Origin of the sequence: uncultured Plantibacter sp. (assembly GCF_963518075.1) — a bacterium.
In the GTDB taxonomy this organism is placed as follows: domain Bacteria; phylum Actinomycetota; class Actinomycetes; order Actinomycetales; family Microbacteriaceae; genus Plantibacter; species Plantibacter flavus_A.
Map to the genome: position 1 here is coordinate 197,882 of NZ_CAUQHZ010000005.1, position 22,450 is coordinate 220,331.

Annotated in this window: 25 protein-coding genes and 1 tRNA gene; 9 read left to right on the plus strand and 17 right to left on the minus strand. The window is 69.6% G+C overall.

Features of this window, described 5'->3' with window-relative positions:
- The first annotated feature begins 19 nt into the window (after nucleotides 1–19).
- On the plus strand, nucleotides 20–1,246 hold the full coding sequence (locus RWN05_RS08745) for an ROK family transcriptional regulator (RefSeq protein WP_314139283.1): 1,227 nt from the start codon (nucleotides 20–22) through the stop codon (nucleotides 1,244–1,246).
- Here RWN05_RS08745 and RWN05_RS08750 read toward each other — a convergent pair.
- Complete coding sequence (locus RWN05_RS08750) at nucleotides 1,213–1,986, minus strand: DUF998 domain-containing protein (protein WP_314139284.1); 774 nt, start codon at nucleotides 1,984–1,986, stop codon at nucleotides 1,213–1,215. The genes RWN05_RS08745 and RWN05_RS08750 overlap by 34 nt on opposite strands.
- Nucleotides 1,983–2,612 carry a Pr6Pr family membrane protein gene (locus tag RWN05_RS08755; protein ID WP_314139285.1) on the minus strand — a complete coding sequence of 210 codons (630 nt, stop codon included), beginning with the start codon at nucleotides 2,610–2,612 and terminating at the stop codon, nucleotides 1,983–1,985. Before RWN05_RS08755 ends, RWN05_RS08750 begins: the two co-directional genes overlap by 4 nt.
- 301 nt (nucleotides 2,613–2,913) lie before the next feature.
- Here RWN05_RS08755 and RWN05_RS08760 point away from each other — a divergent pair, with 301 nt between their 5' ends.
- Nucleotides 2,914–3,870: an NADP-dependent oxidoreductase gene (locus tag RWN05_RS08760; RefSeq protein ID WP_139205323.1), complete on the plus strand. Its 957-nt coding sequence runs from the start codon at nucleotides 2,914–2,916 to the stop codon at nucleotides 3,868–3,870.
- 76 nt (nucleotides 3,871–3,946) lie between these two features.
- Here the strand turns inward: RWN05_RS08760 and RWN05_RS08765 are convergent, their stop codons facing one another.
- From RWN05_RS08765 to RWN05_RS08790, 6 genes are all read right to left on the minus strand, one after another.
- A complete protein-coding gene (locus RWN05_RS08765) occupies nucleotides 3,947–4,504 on the minus strand; it encodes a GNAT family N-acetyltransferase (protein ID WP_314139286.1) in 558 nt (185 codons plus the stop codon).
- Between the two features lie 79 nt (nucleotides 4,505–4,583).
- Nucleotides 4,584–5,273: a 50S ribosomal protein L1 gene (rplA, locus tag RWN05_RS08770; protein ID WP_064294552.1), complete on the minus strand. Its 690-nt coding sequence runs from the start codon at nucleotides 5,271–5,273 to the stop codon at nucleotides 4,584–4,586.
- Between the two features lie 114 nt (nucleotides 5,274–5,387).
- Nucleotides 5,388–5,819 carry a 50S ribosomal protein L11 gene (gene rplK / locus RWN05_RS08775; protein WP_056014074.1) on the minus strand — a complete coding sequence of 144 codons (432 nt, stop codon included), beginning with the start codon at nucleotides 5,817–5,819 and terminating at the stop codon, nucleotides 5,388–5,390.
- Nucleotides 5,820–5,912: 93 nt separating this feature from the next.
- Nucleotides 5,913–6,869, minus strand: a complete 957-nt coding sequence (gene nusG, locus RWN05_RS08780; RefSeq protein WP_064294553.1) for a transcription termination/antitermination protein NusG — start codon at nucleotides 6,867–6,869, stop codon at nucleotides 5,913–5,915.
- Between the two features lie 139 nt (nucleotides 6,870–7,008).
- Nucleotides 7,009–7,281 carry a preprotein translocase subunit SecE gene (secE, locus tag RWN05_RS08785; RefSeq protein ID WP_056014068.1) on the minus strand — a complete coding sequence of 91 codons (273 nt, stop codon included), beginning with the start codon at nucleotides 7,279–7,281 and terminating at the stop codon, nucleotides 7,009–7,011.
- A 41-nt stretch (nucleotides 7,282–7,322) separates the two neighbouring features.
- Nucleotides 7,323–7,395: transfer RNA gene (locus RWN05_RS08790), tRNA-Trp, on the minus strand.
- Between the two features lie 249 nt (nucleotides 7,396–7,644).
- On the opposite strand from RWN05_RS08790, the gene RWN05_RS08795 reads away from it, so the two are divergent.
- A complete protein-coding gene (locus tag RWN05_RS08795; protein WP_314139288.1) occupies nucleotides 7,645–8,205 on the plus strand; it encodes a DUF805 domain-containing protein in 561 nt (186 codons plus the stop codon).
- On the opposite strand, the gene RWN05_RS08800 is transcribed toward RWN05_RS08795, so the two are convergent.
- Entirely contained in the window at nucleotides 8,180–9,448 is a 1,269-nt protein-coding gene (locus tag RWN05_RS08800) for a low temperature requirement protein A (protein WP_314139289.1), read from the minus strand. The two genes, RWN05_RS08795 and RWN05_RS08800, sit on opposite strands and share 26 nt — an antisense overlap.
- Nucleotides 9,449–9,685: 237 nt before the next feature.
- Here RWN05_RS08800 and RWN05_RS08805 point away from each other — a divergent pair, with 237 nt between their 5' ends.
- The gene (locus RWN05_RS08805) at nucleotides 9,686–10,759 is read left to right on the plus strand and encodes an alkene reductase (protein ID WP_314139290.1); all 1,074 of its coding nucleotides are present in this window, start codon (nucleotides 9,686–9,688) and stop codon (nucleotides 10,757–10,759) included.
- 60 nt (nucleotides 10,760–10,819) lie between these two features.
- Here the strand turns inward: RWN05_RS08805 and RWN05_RS08810 are convergent, their stop codons facing one another.
- A complete protein-coding gene (locus tag RWN05_RS08810; protein ID WP_314139291.1) occupies nucleotides 10,820–12,313 on the minus strand; it encodes a helix-turn-helix domain-containing protein in 1,494 nt (497 codons plus the stop codon).
- A gap of 151 nt (nucleotides 12,314–12,464) precedes the next feature.
- Between RWN05_RS08810 and aceA the strand changes: the two genes are divergently transcribed.
- The 4 genes from aceA to RWN05_RS08830 all read left to right on the plus strand — a co-directional run bounded on the left by aceA (nucleotide 12,465) and on the right by RWN05_RS08830 (nucleotide 17,646).
- A complete protein-coding gene (aceA, locus tag RWN05_RS08815; RefSeq protein ID WP_314139292.1) occupies nucleotides 12,465–13,811 on the plus strand; it encodes an isocitrate lyase in 1,347 nt (448 codons plus the stop codon).
- A 94-nt stretch (nucleotides 13,812–13,905) separates the two neighbouring features.
- Nucleotides 13,906–15,561 carry a malate synthase A gene (aceB, locus tag RWN05_RS08820; RefSeq protein ID WP_314139302.1) on the plus strand — a complete coding sequence of 552 codons (1,656 nt, stop codon included), beginning with the start codon at nucleotides 13,906–13,908 and terminating at the stop codon, nucleotides 15,559–15,561.
- A gap of 168 nt (nucleotides 15,562–15,729) precedes the next feature.
- Entirely contained in the window at nucleotides 15,730–16,356 is a 627-nt protein-coding gene (locus tag RWN05_RS08825) for a hypothetical protein (RefSeq protein ID WP_314139293.1), read from the plus strand.
- A gap of 60 nt (nucleotides 16,357–16,416) precedes the next feature.
- Nucleotides 16,417–17,646 carry a pyridoxal phosphate-dependent aminotransferase gene (locus RWN05_RS08830; protein WP_285039021.1) on the plus strand — a complete coding sequence of 410 codons (1,230 nt, stop codon included), beginning with the start codon at nucleotides 16,417–16,419 and terminating at the stop codon, nucleotides 17,644–17,646.
- Between the two features lie 48 nt (nucleotides 17,647–17,694).
- On the opposite strand, the gene RWN05_RS08835 is transcribed toward RWN05_RS08830, so the two are convergent.
- The 6 genes from RWN05_RS08835 to RWN05_RS08860 are packed head-to-tail and all read right to left on the minus strand — an operon-like array spanning nucleotide 17,695 to nucleotide 21,522.
- On the minus strand, nucleotides 17,695–18,831 hold the full coding sequence (locus RWN05_RS08835; RefSeq protein ID WP_314139295.1) for a UDP-N-acetylmuramate dehydrogenase: 1,137 nt from the start codon (nucleotides 18,829–18,831) through the stop codon (nucleotides 17,695–17,697).
- Nucleotides 18,832–18,842: 11 nt separating this feature from the next.
- Entirely contained in the window at nucleotides 18,843–19,274 is a 432-nt protein-coding gene (locus tag RWN05_RS08840; RefSeq protein ID WP_254773542.1) for a MaoC family dehydratase, read from the minus strand.
- Nucleotides 19,271–19,720, minus strand: a complete 450-nt coding sequence (locus tag RWN05_RS08845; protein ID WP_314139296.1) for a MaoC family dehydratase N-terminal domain-containing protein — start codon at nucleotides 19,718–19,720, stop codon at nucleotides 19,271–19,273. The genes RWN05_RS08840 and RWN05_RS08845 overlap by 4 nt, the downstream gene beginning before the upstream one ends.
- Before the next feature lie 54 nt (nucleotides 19,721–19,774).
- Complete coding sequence (locus RWN05_RS08850) at nucleotides 19,775–20,572, minus strand: sulfite exporter TauE/SafE family protein (RefSeq protein WP_314139297.1); 798 nt, start codon at nucleotides 20,570–20,572, stop codon at nucleotides 19,775–19,777.
- Entirely contained in the window at nucleotides 20,569–21,159 is a 591-nt protein-coding gene (locus RWN05_RS08855) for a histidine phosphatase family protein (protein ID WP_079003262.1), read from the minus strand. Before RWN05_RS08855 ends, RWN05_RS08850 begins: the two co-directional genes overlap by 4 nt.
- 9 nt (nucleotides 21,160–21,168) lie before the next feature.
- On the minus strand, nucleotides 21,169–21,522 hold the full coding sequence (locus tag RWN05_RS08860; protein ID WP_314139299.1) for a DUF3253 domain-containing protein: 354 nt from the start codon (nucleotides 21,520–21,522) through the stop codon (nucleotides 21,169–21,171).
- A 284-nt stretch (nucleotides 21,523–21,806) separates the two neighbouring features.
- Here RWN05_RS08860 and RWN05_RS08865 point away from each other — a divergent pair, with 284 nt between their 5' ends.
- Complete coding sequence (locus tag RWN05_RS08865) at nucleotides 21,807–22,031, plus strand: hypothetical protein (protein WP_314139300.1); 225 nt, start codon at nucleotides 21,807–21,809, stop codon at nucleotides 22,029–22,031.
- Between the two features lie 102 nt (nucleotides 22,032–22,133).
- Here RWN05_RS08865 and RWN05_RS08870 read toward each other — a convergent pair.
- Nucleotides 22,134–22,450 (minus strand): SDR family NAD(P)-dependent oxidoreductase (locus tag RWN05_RS08870; RefSeq protein WP_314139301.1); only part of this gene is annotated, 317 nt, incomplete at its 5' end.

Sequence of the window (22,450 nt, forward strand, 5' to 3'; positions counted from 1 at the left end):
GAGGTGGTTGACTGTGGCCATGACCGAGCCGCTGCGCCCCTCCCCCGGAGCACCGGGCGCCGGCGACCTCTTCCAACTCTTCCGCGGCGGTGAGGCGCGCACGAAGTCCGAGTTGTGCGCCCTGACCGGTCTGGCCCGCTCCACCGTCTCCCTCCGCATCGACGCCCTCGTTGCAGCGGACCTCCTCCGCCCCGCGGGAGAAGCAGCGTCCTCGGGCGGCCGCCCGCCCGCACGGATCGCGTTCAACCCGCTCGCGCGCGTCGTCGTCGCCGTCGACCTGGGGGCGACGCACGGGACGGTGGCCGTCACCGACCTGGCCGGAGCGATCCTCGCGACGAGCCGCGCGGAGTTGCAGATCGCCGCAGGACCCGAGCCCGTCCTCGACTGGGTGGTCGAAGCGGCGTCGGCCCTGCTGGCCGCTCCGCAGACGTGGGCCACACCCCAGCCGGTCGCTCCCCCGGTCATCGGGATCGGGATCGGCCTGCCGGGACCGGTCGAGCACTCCACCGGACGGCCGACCAACCCGCCGATCATGCCGGGCTGGGACCGCTTCGACGTCCCCGCCTACATCCGCCAAACCCTCGACGTCCCGGTCCTCGTCGACAACGACGTCAACGTCCTCGCCCTCGGGGAGCACGCGATCTCCTGGCCGGACACCGACGACCTCGTCTACGTGAAGGTGTCCACGGGGATCGGTGCCGGCATCATCGCGGGTGGCGAACTGCAGCGCGGCGCACTCGGTGCGGCCGGCGACATCGGGCATGTGCAGGTCCCCGTCGGACGGGACTCCCCGCGCGCAGCCGACGACGACCGCGACCTCGAGGCCATCGCGAGCGGGCCGGCGATCGCCACCGAGCTCCGCGCCCACGGGATCGACGCCATGAGCAGTCGCGACGTCGCAGCGCTCATCCGCGCGGGCGACCGGACGGCCATCGAGACCACCCGGCAGGCCGGCCGGGAGATCGGTGAGGTGCTCAGTGTCGTGGTGAACCTCCTGAACCCCTCGGTGATCGTGCTCGGTGGGACGATGACGCGTGCCGGCGAACATCTCCTCACCGGCGTCCGCGAAGTGGTCTACCGTCGATCGATGCCGCTCGCCACCGGGCACCTCGGCATCGTCACCTCGACGGCCGGCGAGGAGGCCGGGGTCTTGGGAGCGGCGATCATGGTGCTGCGCGACGCCCTGTCCGCACCCGCGATCGACGCGATGACTCAGCCTCGGGCGCTCGACGCCGCATCGACCTGACGCACGTCCTCCGCGGCGGAACCAGGACGTCCAACGTCGTCCGCCCTCCCGACGGCGAGCACCTCCGCCAGGCCGTATCCGACGAGCCAGAACAGGGCGATCGTCATCGCCGCGAACTCCAACCAGCTCCCGACCTGCTGCCCCACCTCGGCGAGCGAGAGGAGGCCGCCGAGCCCCGCGATCACCGCGACGGCTGACCCCGCGAACCAGGACAGCCGCCGGACGGCGCGCAACCGCGATCCGAGGGCGGACCGGATCATCGCCAGGCAGGCGAGCGCGAAGCCCAGCACCGCGAAGGAGATGTGCACCGCGTCCTGGAGCGTGAACAGCGGGTTCGACGGGATCGGGCACTCGTAGGTACAGGTCACCCGGGACGCCACGAGGAAGCACAGGCTCGACAGTCCGACGAGCAGCCAGGGGACGAGCAGCAGTCCGACCCTCGTGCGGCGCTGACCGGGCTCGCGGGCCGGGAGGACTCGCTGCAGCGCACCGGCGATGCTGAGACCACCGATCGCGACCATGAGCAGTGCCGCGTTGAAGACCGGAGCCGTCACCTCGCCGGTGGCGCCGAGGCCGCTCACGTAGCTGTTCTTCCCGAGACTGAGACGCGCGGCCCAGATCATGACCGTGGCGACCACGACGAGCACGCCACCGATGATCGCGAACGCGAGGGCGATGGACCGGCGGCGGCGGACCGCCGAGGGGCGAGGGACCCGCTGGTCCGATGTGGCTCCCGTCATCCGCGGATGAGCCTGGTCCGGCTCAACGCGATGACGGCACAGCCCATCAGACCGATGAACCCGGCGATGGCGATCATGTAGACGACGACGGCTCCCCAGCCGCCGGGCTGAGCCGGGTTGAGGAACGGGTACGGGTACCAGCCGACGATCGATCCGCGGATCATCGTGTAGATGGTCCAGACGAGCGGGAACGCGATGATCGCCCACACCTGACGCCATTCCAGGCGGGACTTGCCGGGCGTGACGATCCAGACGAGCACCAGGTAGATCGGTGCGATGAGGTGCAGCACCTCGTTCGACCAGCCGAGGGTGTGCCCCTGGTCGAGGGCGATGCCGCGGAGCAGCAGATTGTAGACGACGCCGGTGGTCGCCATGTAGGTCACGACGCAGCCGAGGACGAGGTTGTACCAGGCCGGATCGCGTCGCAGCCGGAAGCAGTACCCGGCGCCGACCAACAGGACGATCGCACTCAGCGCGTTCGACAGGATCGTGAAGTAGCTGAAGAAGTTGACGAAGAAGTCGTCGGGCGCATCACCGAAGGACAGGGTGTAGACGAACTGGCCGACGATGGCGGCGATGATCACACCACCCGCGATGATCCTGATGACTCCGAACAGTGCGCGCATTGCGCCACTGTATCGGAAGCACGCGCCCGAGGATCGGGTGACAGCCGGGCAGCCGTGTCCCCCGAAGAGAGGGAATCGTTTCCAGCCAATTGACACCCCCGTAACAGCGCCGACTCATTCGACGGCTTTGATGAGAACAGAGCCGGACCACGCACCGGAGCGAGACTCGTCGCCGAGCCGACCTCCGCCGGGTGGAGCTTTCGGGGGATGAACGACGAAGGAGTACTCGATGCGTCAAGGAGTCGGACACTCCTGGTCTCTGGCGACAACCGCGGACGCGGTGAAGCCGGCACCGGAGACCATGCGAGCCGCGGTGATCGACGCCGTCGGCAGCCCTGAGGTCCTCCGGATGGAGACCGTACCGACACCGCGTCCGGTCATGGCGGAGTTCCTCGTGAAGGTCGTCGCGGCCGGCGTGAACCCGGTCGACGCCAAGACCCGCGCGGGCCGGGGCGTCTCCTCCGCCATCACGACGATGCCGGCCGTCCTCGGGTACGACTTCAGCGGCATCGTGGTCGAATCGCCCTTCGCTGCGGCCGGCCTCCTGCCCGGCGACGAGGTCTACGGCATGACGAGTTTCCCGCGGACGGGCGGCAGCTACGCCGAGTACGTCACGGTGTCCTCCCTGAGCCTGACGCGGAAGCCGACGACCCTGTCGCACGTCGAGGCAGCCGGGGTCCCCCTCGCCGCACTGACCGCGTGGGGCATGGTCGTCGACGTCGCGAAGGCGCACGAGGGGCAACGCATCCTCGTCCACGCCGGGAGCGGCGGTGTCGGGCACTTCGCCGTGCAGTTCGCCACCTACTTCGGCGCGCGGGTGATCGCCACCGGCTCCGGTCGGAACGTCGGTTGGCTGCGCGAACTCGGCGCTCATCAGGCGGTCGACCACGAGTTGCACCGGTTCGAGGACGTCGTCGACCAGGTCGACGTCGTGATCGACCTCGTGGGCAACACCGTGGAGGACACGGGGTCGCGTTCCCTGCGGGTCCTCCGCCCCGGCGGGCTCATCATCAACGCGCCGACCGGCTCCTGGCCGACACTCGAGGAGGAGGCCCGGGCCGCGGGCGTCCGCGCGACGCGGTTCACCGTGGCACCCGACGGTGCCACGCTCGACACCATCAGCAGGCTGCTGGAGTCCGGGGACGTCCGGGTGTTCGTCGACCAGGTGTTCGACCTGGACGCCGTCCGGCAGGCCCACGTGCTCCTCGAGGGCGGACACTCACGCGGCAAGATCGTCCTCAAGGTCGCCGACGGCTAGGTTGCCGCCCTTCGACCAGCTCAGGGACCGGTTGGGGGCGCTCAGGGACCAGCGACAGGACCCCGCCCCACCCCGGTCACTGAGCCTGTCGAAGTGCGCCCCCGAAGACCTGCTCCATGACGAAGTCGTCGTGCCGTTCGGGTCCGACGAGGAACGTCTTCGTCCCCACGACCGTGAACCCGCTCTTGTCGTAGAACCGGATCGCCCTGGCGTTCTGCTGGTTCACCCCGAGCCACACCGACGTCACCCCTCGGGACCGGGCGTCGTCGAGGGTCGCCTCCATGAGCGTGCGCGCTCCGCCGGCACCGTGGCTCGCGGGGAGCACGTACAGCTTGCTGAGTTCCGCCGTCGGGCGGTGCGTGACCGCAGCGAGCACGTCGGGGTCCATCGGATCACTGAAGACGAGCATCGTGTAGCCGATGGCCGTGCCGTCATCGTCGTCGACGAGGAGCCGGAGCGCGCGTCCGGGATCGGCCAGGTAGCCGGTGAACCGGTCGAAGGTGAAGTGCTCGGCGATGAACGCGTCGATGTGCTCCTGCGCGGTGCCGGGCGGGCAGGCGAGGGCGAAGGTCGCTGCGGCGAGCGTGGCGAGGGTGGCGGCGTCATCGGCCGTGGCGGTGCGGGTGGAGACCATCCCTGCATCGTACGACGCCACCCCGTCGGACGACGAAGGCCCGGTCGCGTGATGCGACCGGGCCTTCATGCTGGTGAGACTAGATGGAGTTGACGTCCAGCGGGATGCCGGGGCCGAACGTGGTCGACACGGCGCCCTTCTGGATGTAACGGCCCTTCGAGGAGGACGGCTTGAGGCGGAGGATCTCCTCGAGCGCGGCGTTGATGTTCTCCTCGAGCTGCGAAGCGTCGAACGAGGCCTTGCCGACGACGAAGTGCACGTTGGAGTGCTTGTCGACGCGGAACTCGATCTTGCCGCCCTTGATGTCGGACACGGCCTTGGCCACGTCCGGCGTCACGGTGCCGGTCTTGGGGTTCGGCATGAGGCCACGGGGACCGAGGACCTTACCGAGACGACCGACCTTGCCCATGAGCTCCGGCGTGGAGACCGCGGAGTCGAACGAGGTGTAGCCCTCGGCGACCTTCGCGATGAGCTCGTCGCCGCCGACCTCGTCAGCACCGGCCGCGATCGCGGCTTCTGCTGCCGGGCCCGTCGCGAAGACGATGACGCGGGCGGTCTTGCCCGTGCCGTGCGGGAGGATAACCGTGCCGCGGACCATCTGGTCAGCCTTGCGCGGGTCGACACCGAGCTTGAGGGCGACCTCGACGGTGCTGTTGAACTTGGCGGAACCGGTCTCCTTGGCGAGGGCGACGGCCTCGTTCGGGGTGTAGTACTTGTCAGCCTCGATCTTCTCGGCTGCGGCCCGGTAGGCCTTCGACTTCTGTGCCATGTGCGTTCTCCTATGAGAAATGTGGTCATCTGCGCCTGGCCGGCGCTGCCACGAGTGAAAAAGTGAGACGTGCGCGGTTCCGCCTGGTGGCGTCCCCGAAGCGGGTCGAGAGGGTTAGCCCTCGACCGTGATGCCCATGGAGCGGGCGGTGCCGGCGATGATCTTCGCGGCTGCGTCGATGTCGTTCGAGTTCAGGTCGGGAGCCTTCTGCTCGGCGATCTGACGGACCTGCTCCTTGGTGAGCTTCGCGACCTTGACGGTGTGCGGGGTACCGGAGCCCTTGGCGACGCCGGCGGCCTTCTTGATGAGCTCCGCTGCGGGCGGGGTCTTCAGGATGAAGGTGAACGAACGGTCCTCGTAGACGGTGATCTCGACGGGGATGACGTTGCCGCGCTGCGACTCGGTGGCCGCGTTGTACGCCTTGCAGAACTCCATGATGTTGACGCCGTGCTGACCAAGGGCGGGGCCGATGGGGGGAGCAGGGTTTGCGGCGCCGGCCTGGATCTGCAGCTTGATGAGACCCGTGACCTTCTTCTTCGGTGCCATGTTTCTTCCTTCTTCTGGGGTTCGAGCGCCATCGGATGATGTGCGCTCTCCCGCGCGCCCGTCGGGCGGCGGTGGACTGTGGAGCCGTGTGGCTTAGAGCTTGGTGACCTGGTCGAAGCTGAGCTCGACCGGCGTCTCGCGCTCGAAGAGGGAGACGAGCACCGTGAGCTTGCCACTCTCGGGCTTGATCTCGCTGATGGAGCCGGGGAGACCCGCGAACGAGCCTTCCTTGATCGTGATGGTCTCGCCGATCTCGAAGTCGACCTCGGCGGGGATGACACGCTGCTGCGTGGCGCTGCCCTTGGTGCCGGAGCCCTTGACGGGTGCGGTCTCCTTGACCTCGACGAGCGACTTCAACATGTTGAAGGACTCTTCGAAGCGGAGCGGCGTGGGGTTGTGCGCGTTGCCGACGAAGCCGGTCACGCCAGGCGTGTGGCGGACGACCGACCAGCTGTCCTCGTTGAGGTCCATGCGGACGAGCACGTAGCCGGGGATGCGGACGCGGGTGACCATCTTGCGCTGGCCGTTCTTGATCTCGACCACGTCTTCCATGGGGACCTCGACCTGGTAGATGTAGTCCGCGACCTCGAGCGTCGACTTGCGCTGCTCGATGTTGGCCTTCACCTTGCGCTCGAAACCGGCGTAGGAGTGGATGACGTACCACTTGCCGGGCAGGAAGCGGAGTTCCTTGCGGAACGCGTCGTAGGGGTCCTCCTCGGACTCCTCGGCGGGCTCGGCGTCGGTGGGGTCTGCCTCTTCTTCGGCGATGGCCTCTGCTGCGGCTTCGACCTCGGCGGCCTCGTCGAGCTCGAGGGCGTCGTCGACGACGGCGTCGGCCTCGGGGTCGACGGCCTCTGCCATCGCGTCGAGCACGGCGTCGAGGTCGACCTCGGTGTCGCCGGTCTCCTCGACGTGGACGGCGTTGTGCTCAGCGGGGTCGACGGAGTGCTCGTCGGCCGAGAGCACGTTGCCCTCCTGGGCCTCGTCGTCCTCCGAGGACTGCTCGGCAGCGGTTGCCCAGTCGACGTCGTTCGAGTTTCGCTCAGACACTGATTTCCATTCCGTTTCTGTTGTGCGGATCGTGGGTGATCCCCGACCGCGGCGCCGGATCCTGGCGCGTGACGACTGCGTCGCCGTCTGTGATTGTGGAACCCGGGTACCGGGCCGGAGCACCGGAACCTGAGCGGAACTAGCTCGCGGTACCGAACACCAGCGTGACGACCCAGGCGAAGACGAAGTCGATGCCGTAGACGAGCGCCATCATGATGCAGACGAAGATGAGCACCACAGCCGTGTAGCTGAGGAGTTCCTTCCGCGTCGGCGTGACGACCTTCTTGAGTTCCGCGAAGACCTGCTTCAGGAACAGGACGATGCCCGAGAAGAAGCCGCGCCGTTCGGCACGGTCCGCCTTCGCCTTGACGACGACGTCCTCGCCGGGCGTGTCGGTACTCTTCGGGGCCACTCGTTACACCTTTCGTGTGCCGGTGCATACGCACCGACTCGCAGGGCGGACAGGACTTGAACCTGCAACCTGCGGTTTTGGAGACCGCTGCTCTACCAATTGAGCCACCGCCCTTCAGTGCTGACGCACCGGAGGGGTCGAAGCTACCCTGACCTCCTGAGCGTTGCCTCACCACACGGGTGAAAACAGGCGCAGAAAATCATGGCAGATTTCAACTACCTCCATCCAGTGTACGGCACGGTCGCCCGGCTGTAAAACCAGCGTCAGGTCTCGCCGGCGAGGGATCCCTCCTCCTGCACTCGGAGCGCTTGCTCGCGTAGGGTTGCTCCTTCGGACGCACGACGACTCGACCCGGGGGGACCGATGAGCAGCGCAGACGAACACGCAGTGACCGCGAGTGCGGCGGCGACGAACCGCGAGGACGATCGCCGGATCCCGCCCCGCTTCGCGGACGACAGCCCGCTCCCGGGAGCCGGCCCGATCCAGGCGTTCCTCCGCTTCTGGAAGCGGTATCCGATCTTCACCGGGCGGGCCAGCCGGAGCGAGTTCTGGTGGTGGGTGGTCGTCCACGCCGTCATCGTCACCGCGCTCCTCGTGATCGGACGCGGTGCCGACGTCGCGACCGGGGTGACGGCCGGTTTCTGGGAGGGTCAAATCACCGAAGGCCCCGCCTGGGGCGTCCAGAGCATCCTGTCCGGGATCTGGGGTCTCGCGACGATCATCCCGGGGCTGTCGCTGAACGCACGCCGGATGCACGACACGGACCACAGCGGCTGGTGGCAGCTCATCAACCTGGTCCCGATCTTCGGGTGGTTCTTCTTCATCTGGCTCGCGGCGCAGCCGAGTGACCGGGGTGGTGCCCGCTACGACACGGGGCCGAACCGCGAGGGCGCCCAGATCACGCCTGGCGACGCTCCGCAGTGACCCGCCGGTCCGGGAGGACCGTGTCGGCGATCGCGGCGAGGACGAGCACGCCGGTGCAGAGACACCCGAGGACGAGTTCCCCGAGCTGCGGCAGGAGGAACGCGGCGACCGCGCAGCCCGCGAGCATCGCGAGGCCGATGACCGGCGCGAGGGGTACGGCGCGGTCGACGACGAACCGGAACAGCGACAGCCCGAGCAGGTAGAGGACCGGGCCGCCGAGGATGACGACGCCCCCGGCGAGTTCGACGGCATCGGCGGGTCGGTCGAGGATCTCCTTGTCCCCCACCGAGACGAGCACGATCCCGGCGACGACCACGACGTGGGCGTAGCTGTATCCATCGCGCGCGATGCGTCCGAGGCGTCCCGGCCCGCGTCGTCCGGAACGACCCTCGTCACCGTCGGCGCGGCCGGCCTCCTCCTCGGCGGCCTCGACCGCACGGCGTCCCGCCGCCTCCGTGCGGTGGAAGTACAGCCACCACAGCGCGACCGCGGAGACGAAGGCGCTCAGCATCCCGACGACGGCGTCGACCGACGTCTCGAGCTCGACGAACGCGAACCCGGTGACGAGCAGGGACTCACCGATCGCGATGATGATGAAGAGCGACGCCCGCTCGGAGAGGTGCGCACCGGAGAGCTCCCAGCTCTCGACCTCCGAGCGCCGCACCCCCGGCAGTCGGAATCCGAGGGCCCCGCCGCCGTACTCGACGGCGACGGCGCAGATCCAGAACGCCAGCTGCCAGTCGGCCGGCACCAGCGCGCCGGCGATCCAGAAGACGGCGGCGAACGCGGTCCAGACGAGGACGCGTGCGAAACTCAGGGCCACGTCCCGGTCGTGCCGCCAGGTCGCCACGACCATGAACAGCGTCCGGACGAGCTGGAGCACGACGTAGGCGACGGCGAACGCCAGCGCGCGATCGGTGAACGACGCCGACACCGACACCGCCGCGACGAACGCCAACAGGCCGAAGCCGATGAGCGCGAGTCGCACCGCGAGCCGTTCCGGGTCGAGCCAGTTCGTCACCCAGCTCGTGGACACCCACGACCACCAGAGCGCCAGGATGAGGACGATCGACTCGAGCGCGGCGGTGACGCTCTGGTCGTCGGCGATGAGCTTGCTCAGCTGGGTGAGCGCGAAGACGAAGACGAGGTCGAAGAACAACTCGACGAAGGTGACGCGCTCGGCGCGTTCGCCGGACTCCGGGCGACGGAGATCGGAGACGAGGCCGAATCTGGGGGCGGACATCTTCGTATCCTGGCAGGGATCCCGGTGCCGACGCCTCCCCCTCGGATTCGTCGACACCGGGTCGTGCTCGTCGCGAGCTGCGGGGACAGAGCCCGACGACCACACGGTGAGCCTAGCAAGAAGTATTCCAGATGCACAAGGTCCAGAAGCATCATCGGAATATCGACGGTCACCGGCGGGTTGCGTCCGGAGGCCGCGTCGTCCGCGTGCCGCACCCCCACGAAAGGCATCACCCGTATGGATCTCTTCGCCCCCGTCCGACTCGGCGACCTCGAACTCGCCAACCGCGTCGTCATGGCCCCGCTCACCCGCATGCGGTCCGGAGCCGACGGCGTCCCCGGCGACCTCGTCGCCGAGCACTACAGCCAGCGCGCGGGACTCGGGCTCATCATCACGGAGGGCACCTACCCGAGCGCCGAGTCGCGCTCCTACCCGGGCCAGCCCGGCATCGTCACCCCCGAGCAGATCGAGGGCTGGCGGGGCGTCTCGGAGGCCGTGCACGGCGCAGGCGGGCTCATCGTCATGCAGCTCATGAACGGTGGCCGCGTCTCGCACACCGACATCACGGGCACCGACCGCATCGTCGCGCCGAGCGCGATCGCCATCGCCGGCGAGGTCCGGACGCCCGCGGGCGCCCAGCCGTACCCCGTCCCGCACGCGCTGACCACCGAGGAGCTCGACACGGTCCGCGAGGAGTTCGTCCAGGCGGCTCGCAACGCGATCGAGGCAGGGCTCGACGGCGTGGAGCTCCACGCCGCGAACGGCTACCTGCTGCACCAGTTCCTCTCCCCCGTCTCCAACGTGCGCGACGACCGCGCCGGAGGCAGCCCGGCGGCCCGCGCGTCGTACGTCGCCGAGGTCGTCAGCGCGGTCGCGGAGGCGGTCGGTGCAGCGCGCGTCGGCATCCGCATCTCCCCGATGAACGGTGCCGGTGACACGGCGGAGACCGACGAGGCCGACGTCCGCGCGACCTACGAGGCCCTGCTCGACGCCCTGGCACCGCTCGGCCTCGCCTACCTCAGCATCCTCCACGAGGACCCGGCCGGTGCGCTCGTCCAGGACCTGCGCGGTCACTTCGGCGGCAAGCTCGTCGTCAACAGCGGCTTCGGCACCGTCACGACGCGCGACGAGGCGATCGCCCTCGTCGAGCACGCGCACGCCGACGCCGTCGCCGTCGGGCGTCTCGCCATCGCGAACCCCGACCTCGTCGAGCGCTGGGCGGGCGAGCACGAGGAGAACACGCCGAACCCGGCCACCTTCTACGGCCCGGGCGCCGAGGGCTACACCGACTACCCGCGCCTCGCGAGCTGATCACGCTCAGGTGAGGCACCTCGTCGCTCGACACCACCTCGGGCGACGAGGTGCCTCACCTCAGTCCGCCCGTGGCGCGTGCGACTCGAGGAACTCGTACACCTCGACGGAGTCGACCCCCGGGAAGGATCCGGTCGGCAGCGCCGCCAGCAGACTCGTCGGCGTCCGCGCCGCCGGCCAGGCTTTCCCCTCCCACCGGTCGGCGAGCGCCGGTGACGCCCGACGACAGCATCGCTCGTCGGGGCAGCTCGAGGTGGACCGGTGCGGCGTCTCGCGTCCACGGAACCACTTCACGTGCGCGAACGGGACGCCGACGCTGACCGAGTACTCGCCCTCCTTGGCCTTCTCGATCCGCGAGGTGCACCAGAAGGTGCCGGTGTCCATGTCGGTGTACTGATACCAGGGACTGAAACGGTCCTCGACGTCGAAGACGGTCCTGGCCGTCCAATTGCGGCAGACGAGCGAGCCCTCCACCGCTCCGAGGACGTCGGACGGGAACGTGACCCCGTCGTTCTCGTACGCCTTGATGATCGTCCCCGACTCGTGCACCTTCATGAAGTGCACCGGGAGTCCGAGATGCCTCGTCGCGAGGTTCGTGAAGCGATGCGCGGCGGTCTCGTACGACACCGCGAACGCGTCGCGCAGGTCCTCCATCGAGATGCGCCGGAGCTGTTTCGCCTCACCGAGGACGCGCACGGCGTCGCGCTCGGGCAGGAGTATGGCCGCCGTCAGGTAATTGGTCTCGACGCGCTGCCGCAGAAAGTCCGCGTAGTTTCCCGGCTCCTCGTGTCCGCACAGGTGACTGGCGAACGCCTGGAGGATGGGTGATCGCGAGTCACGGGACATCGAGGGTTCGGTCGGCAGGTAGATCCGACCGTTGCGCCGGTCGGTGACCGAGCGCGTCGAGTGCGGCAGGTCGCCGACGTAGTGGAGCGAGAACCCGAGGTGCTGCGCCATCTCCGCGACCGTCTGATGCGAAACCGGCCCTCCGGTGTAGCCGACGGCGTCGAGCAGCCCTTTCGCGACGGCCTCGAGCTCGGGGAAATGGTTGTCGGCCGCCCGCATGTCCGCCCGGAGGACCGCGTTGGCCCGGCGTGCCTCCTCGGGTGTCGCCGCGCGCTCCCGATGCAGGCGGGCGACCTCGTCGTGCAGCGCCAGCACAGTGCGCAACGTCTCGTCCGCGGTGCCTTTCGAGACCCGGATGGGCGCGATCCCGAGGGCGGAGAAGACAGGGCCCCGCTGAGCACGCTCGACGGCGATCTCGAGCGCGGCCCGGTCGCTCGGCGGTTCGTCACGGAGCAGGTCGTCGACGGTGGTGCCGAGGGCGGCGGCGATGACGCGGAGCATCGACAGGCTCGGCTCCCGATGCCCGTTCTCGATCGCCGATGCCTGGGACGGTGCTCGGTCGATCGCCTGCGCGAGCTCGTCGAGCGTGAGGCCTGCGCGAGACCGGGCATCGCGGATCCGGCGACCGAGGACGAGGGCGTCCGCGTGCGGAGCAGGTCCGTCACCAGGGGTGGCGGAGGCGGGTGGAGCAGCGGCGGTGCTGGTCATGGTGATCATGCTCACACGCGCCGGTTGTTCCGGCAAACAGAAGGTCGGCCGTTCTTCTGTCCACGGATGACGTCCGTCGGGGTTGCGGCGAGCGCAGGATCGTTCCCACAGCACGACCCGCCCCACCGACCTCGACACCACAGGAGTCATCGTGAGCAACGAAGCCACCCGACCGACCGACCACCGCACGCCCCTCCGCGCCGGCGACCCGACGCAGACGGCCGAGGAACTGCAGCGCGAGTGGGACACCGACCCGCGCTGGGACGGGGTCCGGCGCGACTACACCGCCGAGGACGTCGTCCGCCTGCGCGGCGGTGTCCGGGAGGAACCGACACTCGCCCGCCGAGGGGCGGAGCGACTGTGGAACCTCCTCCACACCGAGGAGTGGGTGCCTGCCCTCGGCGCGCTGACCGGCAACCAGGCCGTGCAGCAGGTCCGGGCCGGCCTGCAGGCGATCTACCTCTCCGGCTGGCAGGTCGCCGCCGACGCGAACCTCTCCGGACAGACCTACCCGGATCAGAGCCTCTACCCGGCGAACTCGGTTCCGGCGGTCGTCCGGCGGATCAACAACGCGCTGCTCCGGGCCGAGCAGATCGACTTCGCCGAGCGGGCCGACGGGGAGGACCCGGGACGCGAGGCGATCGACTGGCTCGCGCCGATCGTCGCCGACGCCGAGGCCGGCTTCGGTGGACCGCTCAACGCCTACGAACTCATGGCCGGCATGATCCAGGCGGGCGCCGCAGGCGTCCACTGGGAGGACCAGCTCGCCAGTGAGAAGAAGTGCGGCCACATGGGCGGCAAGGTGCTGGTGCCGACGGGCCAGCACATCCGGACGCTCAATGCGGCCCGGCTGGCGGCGGACGTCGCCGGTGTCCCGACCATCGTCATCGCCCGCACCGATGCACTGGCCGCCACGCTCCTCACGAGCGACATCGACGAGCGCGACCTCCCGTTCCTGAACGGGAACCGGACCCCGGAGGGCTTCTACGAGGTGGAGAACGGCATCGGTCCGGTGCTCGCGCGAGGACTCGCCTACGCGGAGTACGCCGACCTGCTCTGGGTCGAGTCGGCGGAACCCGACCTCGACCTCGCCCGACGGTTCGCCGAGGCCGTCCACGAGCGGTTCCCGGGCAAGCTGCTCGCCTACAACTGTTCACCGTCGTTCAACTGGAAGTCGCACCTCGACGATGCGCAGATCGCGTCCTTCCAGCGTGAGCTCGCCGCCATGGGGTACGCGTTCCAGTTCATCACCCTCGCCGGCTTCCACGCGTTGAACCACTCGATGTTCACTCTGGCGAGCGACTACCGGGAGCGGGCGATGAGCGCGTACGTCGACCTCCAGGAGGCCGAGTTCGCCGCAGAGTCCAGCGGCTACACCGCCACCAGGCACCAGCGGGAAGTCGGTACCGGCTACTTCGACCTGGTCGCGACCGCCCTCAACCCCGGCAGCGCCACCCTCGCCCTCGCCGGCTCGACCGAGGAACAGCAGTTCCACTGATCCATCCCAGCCCCGCCCTTCGACAAGCCCAGGGACCGCTCGAAGGGCCCATCCGACGCACGACCATCCGAAACGGAGTCACCCCATGAACACCATGCTCGCTTCCCCGTCCACACCCACCACCGCGCCGGTGCCCACGCAGCGCACGGGCCCCGCCGTCGAGGTCGTCGGTCGTCTCGGTGACCGGTACGAGGAGATCCTCACCCCCGACGCCCTCGCCTTCCTCGCGGACCTGCACCAGCGGTTCGCGGGTGCGCGGCACGACCGCCTCGCCGAGCGCATGCGCCGACGCTTCGAGATCGGGAACGGCCGCGACCCGCGGTTCCGCGATGACACCGCGGCGATCCGGGAGGACCGCTCCTGGCGCGTCGCCGGTGCCGGGCCCGGTCTCGAGGACCGCCGGGTCGAGATCACCGGCCCCACCGATCCGAAGATGACGATCAACGCCCTCAACTCCGGCGCGAACGTCTGGCTCGCCGACCAGGAGGACGCGACGAGCCCGACGTGGGCCAACGTCATCGGTGGTCAGCTCTCGCTGCGCGACGCCGTCCGCGGCGAGCTGGCGTTCACGAACGAGGCTGGGAAAGTGTACCGCGTCACCGCGACGGAGACGCCGACGATCGTCATGCGCCCGCGCGGCTGGCACCTCGTGGAGAAGCACCTGCGGTTCATCGACCGCTCCGGGGCGGCCATGGCGGCCTCCGGGAGCCTCGTCGACTACGGCCTCTACGTCTTCCACAACGCCCGAGCGCTCATCGGCGCCGGCCGCGGGCCGTACTTCTACCTCCCGAAGTTGGAGTCGAGCGAGGAGGCGCAGCTCTGGGACGACGTCTTCACGTTCACCGAGGAGCGTCTGCGTCTCGACCATGGGACGATCCGCGCCACCGTGCTCATCGAGACGCTGCCGGCGGCGTTCGAGATGGACGAGATCCTGTACGCGCTCCGCGACCACTGCGCCGGTCTCAACGCCGGTCGGTGGGACTACATCTTCTCGATCATCAAGAACTACCGGGGGCGCGGTGCCCGGTTCGTCCTGCCCGACCGCAGCGAGGTGACGATGACGGTGCCGTTCATGCGGGCCTACACGGAACTCCTCGTGCAGACGTGCCACCGCCGCGGTGCGCACGCGATCGGCGGGATGTCCGCGTTCATCCCGAACCGGCGCGATCCGGAGGCGACGGCGCGCGCGATCGAGAAGGTCTCGGCCGACAAACGTCGTGAGGCCGGCGACGGCTTCGACGGGACCTGGGTGGCGCACCCGGACCTCATCGAGACCGCCAGGGCCGAGTTCGACGCGGTCCTCGGCGATCGCCCGAATCAGCTCGACCGTCTGCGTGAGGACGTGTCGGTGACACCGTCGCAGCTCCTCGACGTCCGCATCGGTCGCGCGGTCACGGACGTCGGTCTCCGCGACAACGTGTCGATCGCCGTCCGCTACCTCGACTCCTGGCTCCGCGGGATCGGCGCCGCGGCCATCGACGGACTGATGGAGGACGCGGCGACGGCGGAGATCAGTCGATCGCAGGTCTGGCAGTGGATCCACCAGGACGTCGCGACCGACGACGGCCGTCCGATCACCCGTGAGCGGGTCGAAGGCCTCCTCGACGAGCTCCTCGCCTCGCTCCCCCGCGCCGCGGACGACCGCTTCGACGATGCCGCCGAGCTGTTCCGCGAGGTGGCACTGCGCGACGAGTTCCCGACCTTCCTCACCGTCCCGGCGTACACGAGGTACCTCGTCGACCCCGCGTAGGCGCGCGGCGTCCACAACTCCTGCTCACCATCGACCGTCAGCTCCGGCCCGCGCGCCCTCCAGGCGCGGCGGTCGAGGCCATCGGTGCTGGAGCAGGAGTTGTGGACCGGCGCACGGCGGTTCCGTCGCCCTTGTCCGGCCCGCACGGGACGCCGTAGAGTCGGTCGTATGACCCAGAACGTGCAGGAAGCGACGCCTATCCGCGAATCGTCGGCCGGAATCACGTCGCCGGAGACGCATGCGATGCCGCGATGGAACGCCGCGAGTCGTCACGGCGCCTCGCTCGTCGCGATCGTCCTCGGTGCCTACCTCGTCATGCGCGCACCCCTGAACGTCATGTGGCTGCAGCCGGCCAGCGACACGGAGGTGATCGGGAACGTCGTCCTCGAGTTCGTCGTCGCCGGCGCCGTCCTCCTCGGCGGGGTGTCACTCGCCCCGGTGTCGATCGGCCGTCGGCTGATCGCGGCCGCGGTCGTCGTGGCCTGTCTCGCGTTCCACGTCGTGGGATCCGCGACGGCGACCATCTCGACGCCGCCGTTCCTGATGTACGCGTCGTTCGCGGTCACCCTCGGTGGACTCGCCGGCGCGGCCGCATGGCTGATCGTCCGCGGACGTTCCTGGCCGACGCTCGTCCTCCTCCTGGTGTTCGCGGTCCTCCCACGACTGGCCGAACGGCTGAGCTACACCGGGTGGTCGGGTGTCGTCCGCGAAGATCTCCTCCTGATCATGTCGGGCGCGATCGGCATCGGCGTCGCCTGGGCCGCTGCGGCCGTCGACCGCATCCGATCCGTGTGATCCCCGCGCGCCCGCGACACATACTGTCCAGGCGACACCGGGTTGGGTACGCTCGGAGTCGTGCCTGAATCGACTCCCACGCCCCGCCTGTCCACGAAGATCTCAGCGATCGCCGAGTCCGCCACGCTGAAGGTGGACGCCAAGGCGAAGGCGCTGCAGGCGCAAGGCCGGCCCGTGATCTCCTACGCGGCGGGCGAGCCGGACTTCCCGACACCCGAGCACATCGTCGAGGCGGCGCTCGTCGCAGCCCGTGACCCGAAGGCGCACCGGTACACCCCGGCGGCCGGCTTGCCGGACCTCCGCGCCGCCATCGCGGAGAAGACGCTCCGCGACTCCGGTCTCGAGGTCGACCCGAGCCGGGTCATCGTCACCAACGGCGGCAAGCAGTCGGTGTACGAGGCGTTCCAGGTCCTGCTGAACCCGGGCGACGAGGTCATCGTGCCGACGCCGTTCTGGACCACCTACCCCGAGGCCATCGCGCTCGCCGACGGTGTCGCGGTCGAGGTCTTCGCCGACGCCTCGCAGAACTACCAGGTCACGGTCGAGCAGCTCGAGGCGGCTCGTACCCCGCGCACCAAGGTCCTCCTCTTCGTCTCGCCGTCGAACCCGACCGGCTCCGTCTACTCCCCCGAGCAGACGAAGGCGATCGGTGAGTGGGCGCTCGAGCACGGCATCTGGGTGATCTCCGACGAGATCTACCAGAACCTCACCTACTCGGCCGGCGACAGCGGCGAGGCGGTGAAGGCGATCTCCATCGTCGAGGCGGTCCCCGAGCTCGCCGAGCAGACGCTCCTCGTCAACGGCGTCGCCAAGACCTACGCGATGACGGGCTGGCGCGTCGGGTGGACCGTCGGACCGTCGGACGCGATCAAGGCGCTCGGCAACCTCCAGTCGCACCTCTCCGGCAACGTGAACAACATCGCGCAGCGTGCGGCGATCGCGGCACTGACCGGCCCGCAGGACGCCGCCGAGACGATGCGCGAGGCCTTCGACCGCCGCCGCAAGCTCATCGTCGGCGAACTGAACAAGATCGACGGCTTCCAGACCCCGACCCCGCAGGGTGCGTTCTACGTGTACCCCGACGTCTCGGCGTTGCTCGGGCGGACCTTCGGCGGGGTCACCCCGACGACCTCGCTCGAGTTGGCCGACCTCATGCTGGAACAAGCCGAGGTCGCGGCCGTGCCCGGCGAGGCGTTCGGGCCGTCCGGCTACCTGCGCTTCAGCTACGCGCTCGGCGACGACCAGCTCCTCGAGGGCGTCCAGCGTCTCCAGCGCCTCTTCGCGTCCTGACCCGAGGCCCGCTCGCTCGTCTCCGGGCGAGCGGGCCTCGCATCAGCGTCAGATCGTAACGCCGACCACCACGGGCTCGGGCTGCAGGAGGACGCCGAACTCGGCGTGGACGCGTGCCTGCACGAAGCGGGCGAGCTCGGCGATCTCGGTGGCGGTCGCTCCCCCGCGGTTCGTGAGTGCGAGGGTGTGCTTCGTGGAGACCGCAGCGTGCGATCCAGGGAGCGCGAACCCGCGACGGACACCCGCGCGCTCGATCAGCCAGGCAGCCGAGAGCTTCGCCAGGCGTTCCACGGGGGCCGGACGCGGCGGGTTGACGACCTCCCCGAGCGGGAAGACGTACTCGGTGTCGTCGTCGGCCGGTGGGTCCACCGGCCACCACGGGGCGTCGCCCGGCAGCGACCGGGCGACGTGCTCGGACACGATCGGGTTCGTGAAGAACGATCCGGCGCTGGCGGTGTCGGGGTCGTCGGGATCGAGCACCATGCCCTTCGACGCGCGGAGCGCCAGGACCGTCGTGCGCACCTGGGCCAGACGGACCTGCTCGCCGACCTCCACGCCGAGCGCGAAGGCGAGCTGCTGGTAGGCGATCGGTGCGGCCAGGCCGTCGACACCGACGTCGTCGAGGTCGATGATGATCGCCACGACCACGCCGGAACGCTCAGGCTCTCCGCCACCGTGGCGCTTCAGGACCGACGTCCGGTAGCCGAGCCCGAGCTCCGCGGCCGGAACTCGCTCGACGGCCTGCGACTCCTCGTCGAGCAGGTCGACGGCGACGAGCGACGACACGATCTCCTGCCCGTAGGCGCCGATGTTCTGCACGGGCGCGGCGCCGCAGGATCCCGGGATGCCGGAGAGCGCCTCGACGCCCGCCCAGCCGTGCTCCACGGTGAAGGCGACGAGCGCGTCCCAGTCCTCACCGGCCTGCACCCGCAGGCGGACCCGACCGGACGGAGCGTCGAGGCGTTCGATGCCGCGGTTCGCCGCCCGGATGACGGTCGCGTCGAGGGGCTCGTCGCCGATCAGCAGGTTCGATCCGCCGCCGAGCAACAGCCACGGCTCATCGGTGTTCCAGACGTCGAGCACGGCCTCGATCAGCTCGGCCTCGCTCGCGCACTCCACGAAGCCCGCGGCCGGCCCACCGACCCCGAGGGTGGTGAGCTCGCTCAGACGGATGGCGTCGTTCATGGTCCTCCGGGTCAGGCGAAGCTGATGACGAGCTGCGCCTTGCCGAGCACCGTCTGCTCGGCGTAGGTGACGGTGAGGTCGACGCGCGCGGTACGCGCTTCCTCGTCGACCTTGCCCGCCTTGGCGAGGATCTGGAGGTCGGCGCCGGTCTCGGGGTCGACGACGACCGGTCGAGTGAACCGCACCTGGTACTCGAGCACCCGTCCGGGGTCGCCGATCCAGTCGACGACCGGCTGAGCCGCGATCCCCATCGTCAGCATGCCGTGGGCGAGCACACCCGGCAGCCCGACGGACGCGGCGACGTCGTCGCGGTAGTGGATGGGGTTGAAGTCTCCGGAGGCCCCGGCGTACCGCACGAGGGCGTCGCGCGTCAGGTGGACGGTCCGCTCCGCGACGACGTCTCCGACGGCCGGCATGGTCGGGGTCTGCTGCACGTCACTCATCCTTCGTCTCCTCGCACCACGAGCGTCGAGGTCGCGGTGACCACCGGCTCACCGGCGGCATCGGTCATGACCGAGTCGCACGTCACCATCGAGTGGCCGCCCAGGGACTTCACCGCGGTGACGGTCAGCTGCGCGGTGAGCTCGTCGCCGGCGACGATCGGACGGTGGTGCACGAAGCGCTGGTCGCCGTGGACCACCCGGCTGAAGTCGATACCCGCGTCGGGTGCGGCGAGCAGTTGCTGGAGCGTGTGCTCCTGGACGACGACGGCGAAGGTGGGCGGCGCCACGACGTCGGCGTATCCTGCGGCGCGGGCCGCCGCCGGGTCGAGGTTGATCGGGTTCGTCGCGAAGACGGCCCGCGAGAACTCGCGGATCTTCTCGCGTCCGACCAGGTACGGGGCGACGGGCGGGAAGACCCGACCGGCGAGCTCTGGGTTCACTGACACGCCCTCCAGCCTACCCGCTGCCCCGGCCGGGAAGCCGGGCACGGAGGCGGTCGGTCAGGAACGCTTGAGCGCCTGGAACACCATGCGGATGGCGATGACCACGAGGAACGCCGCGAAGAGCAGGTTGCCGACGAACGGCGGGACGACCGACGCGACGATGGCGCCGAGGGCGGTGGTCGTGCACGCGGCGATGCCGATGATGGCTGCGGCCGTGAGGTCGACGTTGCCTCGCCGGACGTTGCCGATGGTGCCGGAGATCGCGGTCGGCACCATCATGAGCAGCGAGGTGCCCTTGGCGATGAGGTCGCTCGCGCCGAACAGGAGGATGAGCATCGGCACGACGACGACCCCGCCGCCGATGCCGAGCAGCCCCGACAGGACGCCGGTCAGGAAGCCGAGCACGATGAGGCCGATGATCGAGCCGACGTGCAGATCGATCTCCGCCGTGCGGGACGGGACGATCAGGAACAGCGAGACCACCACGACGAGCAGGAAGCCGATGAAGCCCCACTGGAGCGCCCTCTTGGGGAGCTTGGAGAGGAGGTAGCTGCCGAGTTGTGCGCCGCCGATCGCGCCGATCGCCAGGAGGATCGCCGCCACCCAGTCGACGGTGCCGTTCACCGCGTACGACACGACGCCGACGAGCGAGGTCGGGACGATCGCCGCGAGCGACGTCCCCGCGGCGAGCCGCTGGCCGAAGCCGAGGAGGAAGACGACGGCGGGGACGATGAGGATGCCGCCGCCGACCCCGAACAGCCCGGAGAGGAATCCGGCGGTCAGTCCGATGCCGATGAGCCAGGCGATGCCCGACGGGGAGCGGACCGGACGGCCGGTCGGGTCGCTTCCGCTCACTGCGCGCTGGAGCCGGACAGCGCCGTCTCGAGCGAGGGCGTCGTGCGAGCGGTACCGGCGTCCAGGAGTGACCAGCCGGAGTCCGTCGCCTCGATGACCGACACGGAGCAGTTCTCCAGCGGTGGGACCGTCGTGCCGGAGAGGTGGCTGAGGGTGAGTCGGATGAGCGTGCCGTGGCTCACGACGAGGACGTTCTGCCCGGGGAAGTCGCGTGCGATGGCGTCGATGCCGCGGAGTCCGCGCTCGATGACCGACTCCTCGGTCTCGAGGTTCGGGTACTGGTGGTCGGGCCAGTTCTCGAGGACCATCTGCGCCGTCGCGCCCTCGGCGTCGCCGTAGTGGCGCTCGACCACGTCCGGGTAGGTGGGGCCGAGCTCGAGACCCAGCGCATCCGCGATGATCTGCGCGGTCTCGCGTGCGCGCCCGAGTGGGGAGCTGACGACGACGTCCCAGGTGCCGGTGAGCCGAGGGGCGACCGTGGCCGCCTGCTCCCGCCCGGTGTCGTTCAGGGGGATGTCCGTCGTGCCCTGCAGCCGTCGTTCGAAGTTCCAAGCGGTCTGTCCGTGACGGATGAGGGCGATGGTCATGTCTCCAGCCTAACCGGCGTCGGACCGAGCTCCTCCGGTCTCAGGACGACGGGGAGCGCACGACTCGGCGTCGGCGTCCTTGGCCCATCGGATCCGGATGGGTCCGCGGACCGTCGCGCGGTCGACCGCCTCGTCGCCCTGCGTGATCCGCACCCGGCCCTCGTCGACCAAGCGCCAGGCGACCCGGCGGGTGTCGTCCATCAGCGCTCGCCAGTCGTCCCCGCCGACGGCTCGGGCCACGTCGGACGGACAGATGGACGACGTCGCGGCCCGCTGCCCCAGCAGGTCGAGCATCGTCGACTCCAGGACGTCGTCGTCCACGGCCGCCGCAGGCGTCGGGTCCGGTGCGGCTTCGTCGGTCATGGTCCCAGTATGCGCGCGCCGCTACGCGAGGTCGGCGTGCTGGGACAGATCCGCGTGCTGCGCGACGAATGCCCGCGCCAAGCGCTCCGTGACGCCGAGTTCCGCGACGAGATGCTCGAGGTCCGGAGCCCAACGCGCGATGGCTCCATCTGCACCTCACCATCACCTTCACCGCGGACGGCACCTGGAACAACGCCGACATCGGCGTCACCACCGATCCGTATCCGTTCATCAACGCTCGCCTGAACGGCGAGGACCCCGTCCAACCACTCAAGGAGTCAGACATGCCCAAGATCATCAGCGTGCCAGGCGGCACCATCGCGCTCGTCACCGAGACGTTCGGCACGATGTACACGTCCACCAGCGGCGGGCAGGGGTTCTCCATCGCCGCCAACACGAAGGCGTACGGCCAGGTCACCGGCCTGACCCAGGACCAGATCACGACGCTCGTCGCCGAGGCGAACGCCCGAGGACAGCGCATCGCCGACCTCGTCGCGGCCGCGCGGTAACCCGCGCCGGCACGAGGAAGCCCCCGAGCAGACCGTAACTGCTCGGGGGCTTCCTCCATTCTGCACCGTGCACGTCTCCTGCACAGCGCCCAGGCTCCATGCTCAGGCGAACTGGGCGTAGAACGCGTCAGGGTCGTGGGCGAGCGACGCCTTGACCATCGCGCTCCAGTCGTCGACGACGACCTCGGAAGCGCCGGCCGCGACGCCGTCGAGGCTCGCCCGTGCGACGTCCGCAGGGTCGACCATGGGGCCGTCGTAGCCGGCCATGATGTCGGTGTCGGCGGCACCGAGGTGGAGCCCCTGCACCGTGACACCCTTCGGGGCGAGTTCCAGACGGACCGCGTTCGTCATGTTCCACTCCGCAGCCTTGGCCGCGGCGTATCCGCCGGAGCCGGGTGGGCGAACCAGCTCAGGGCGGA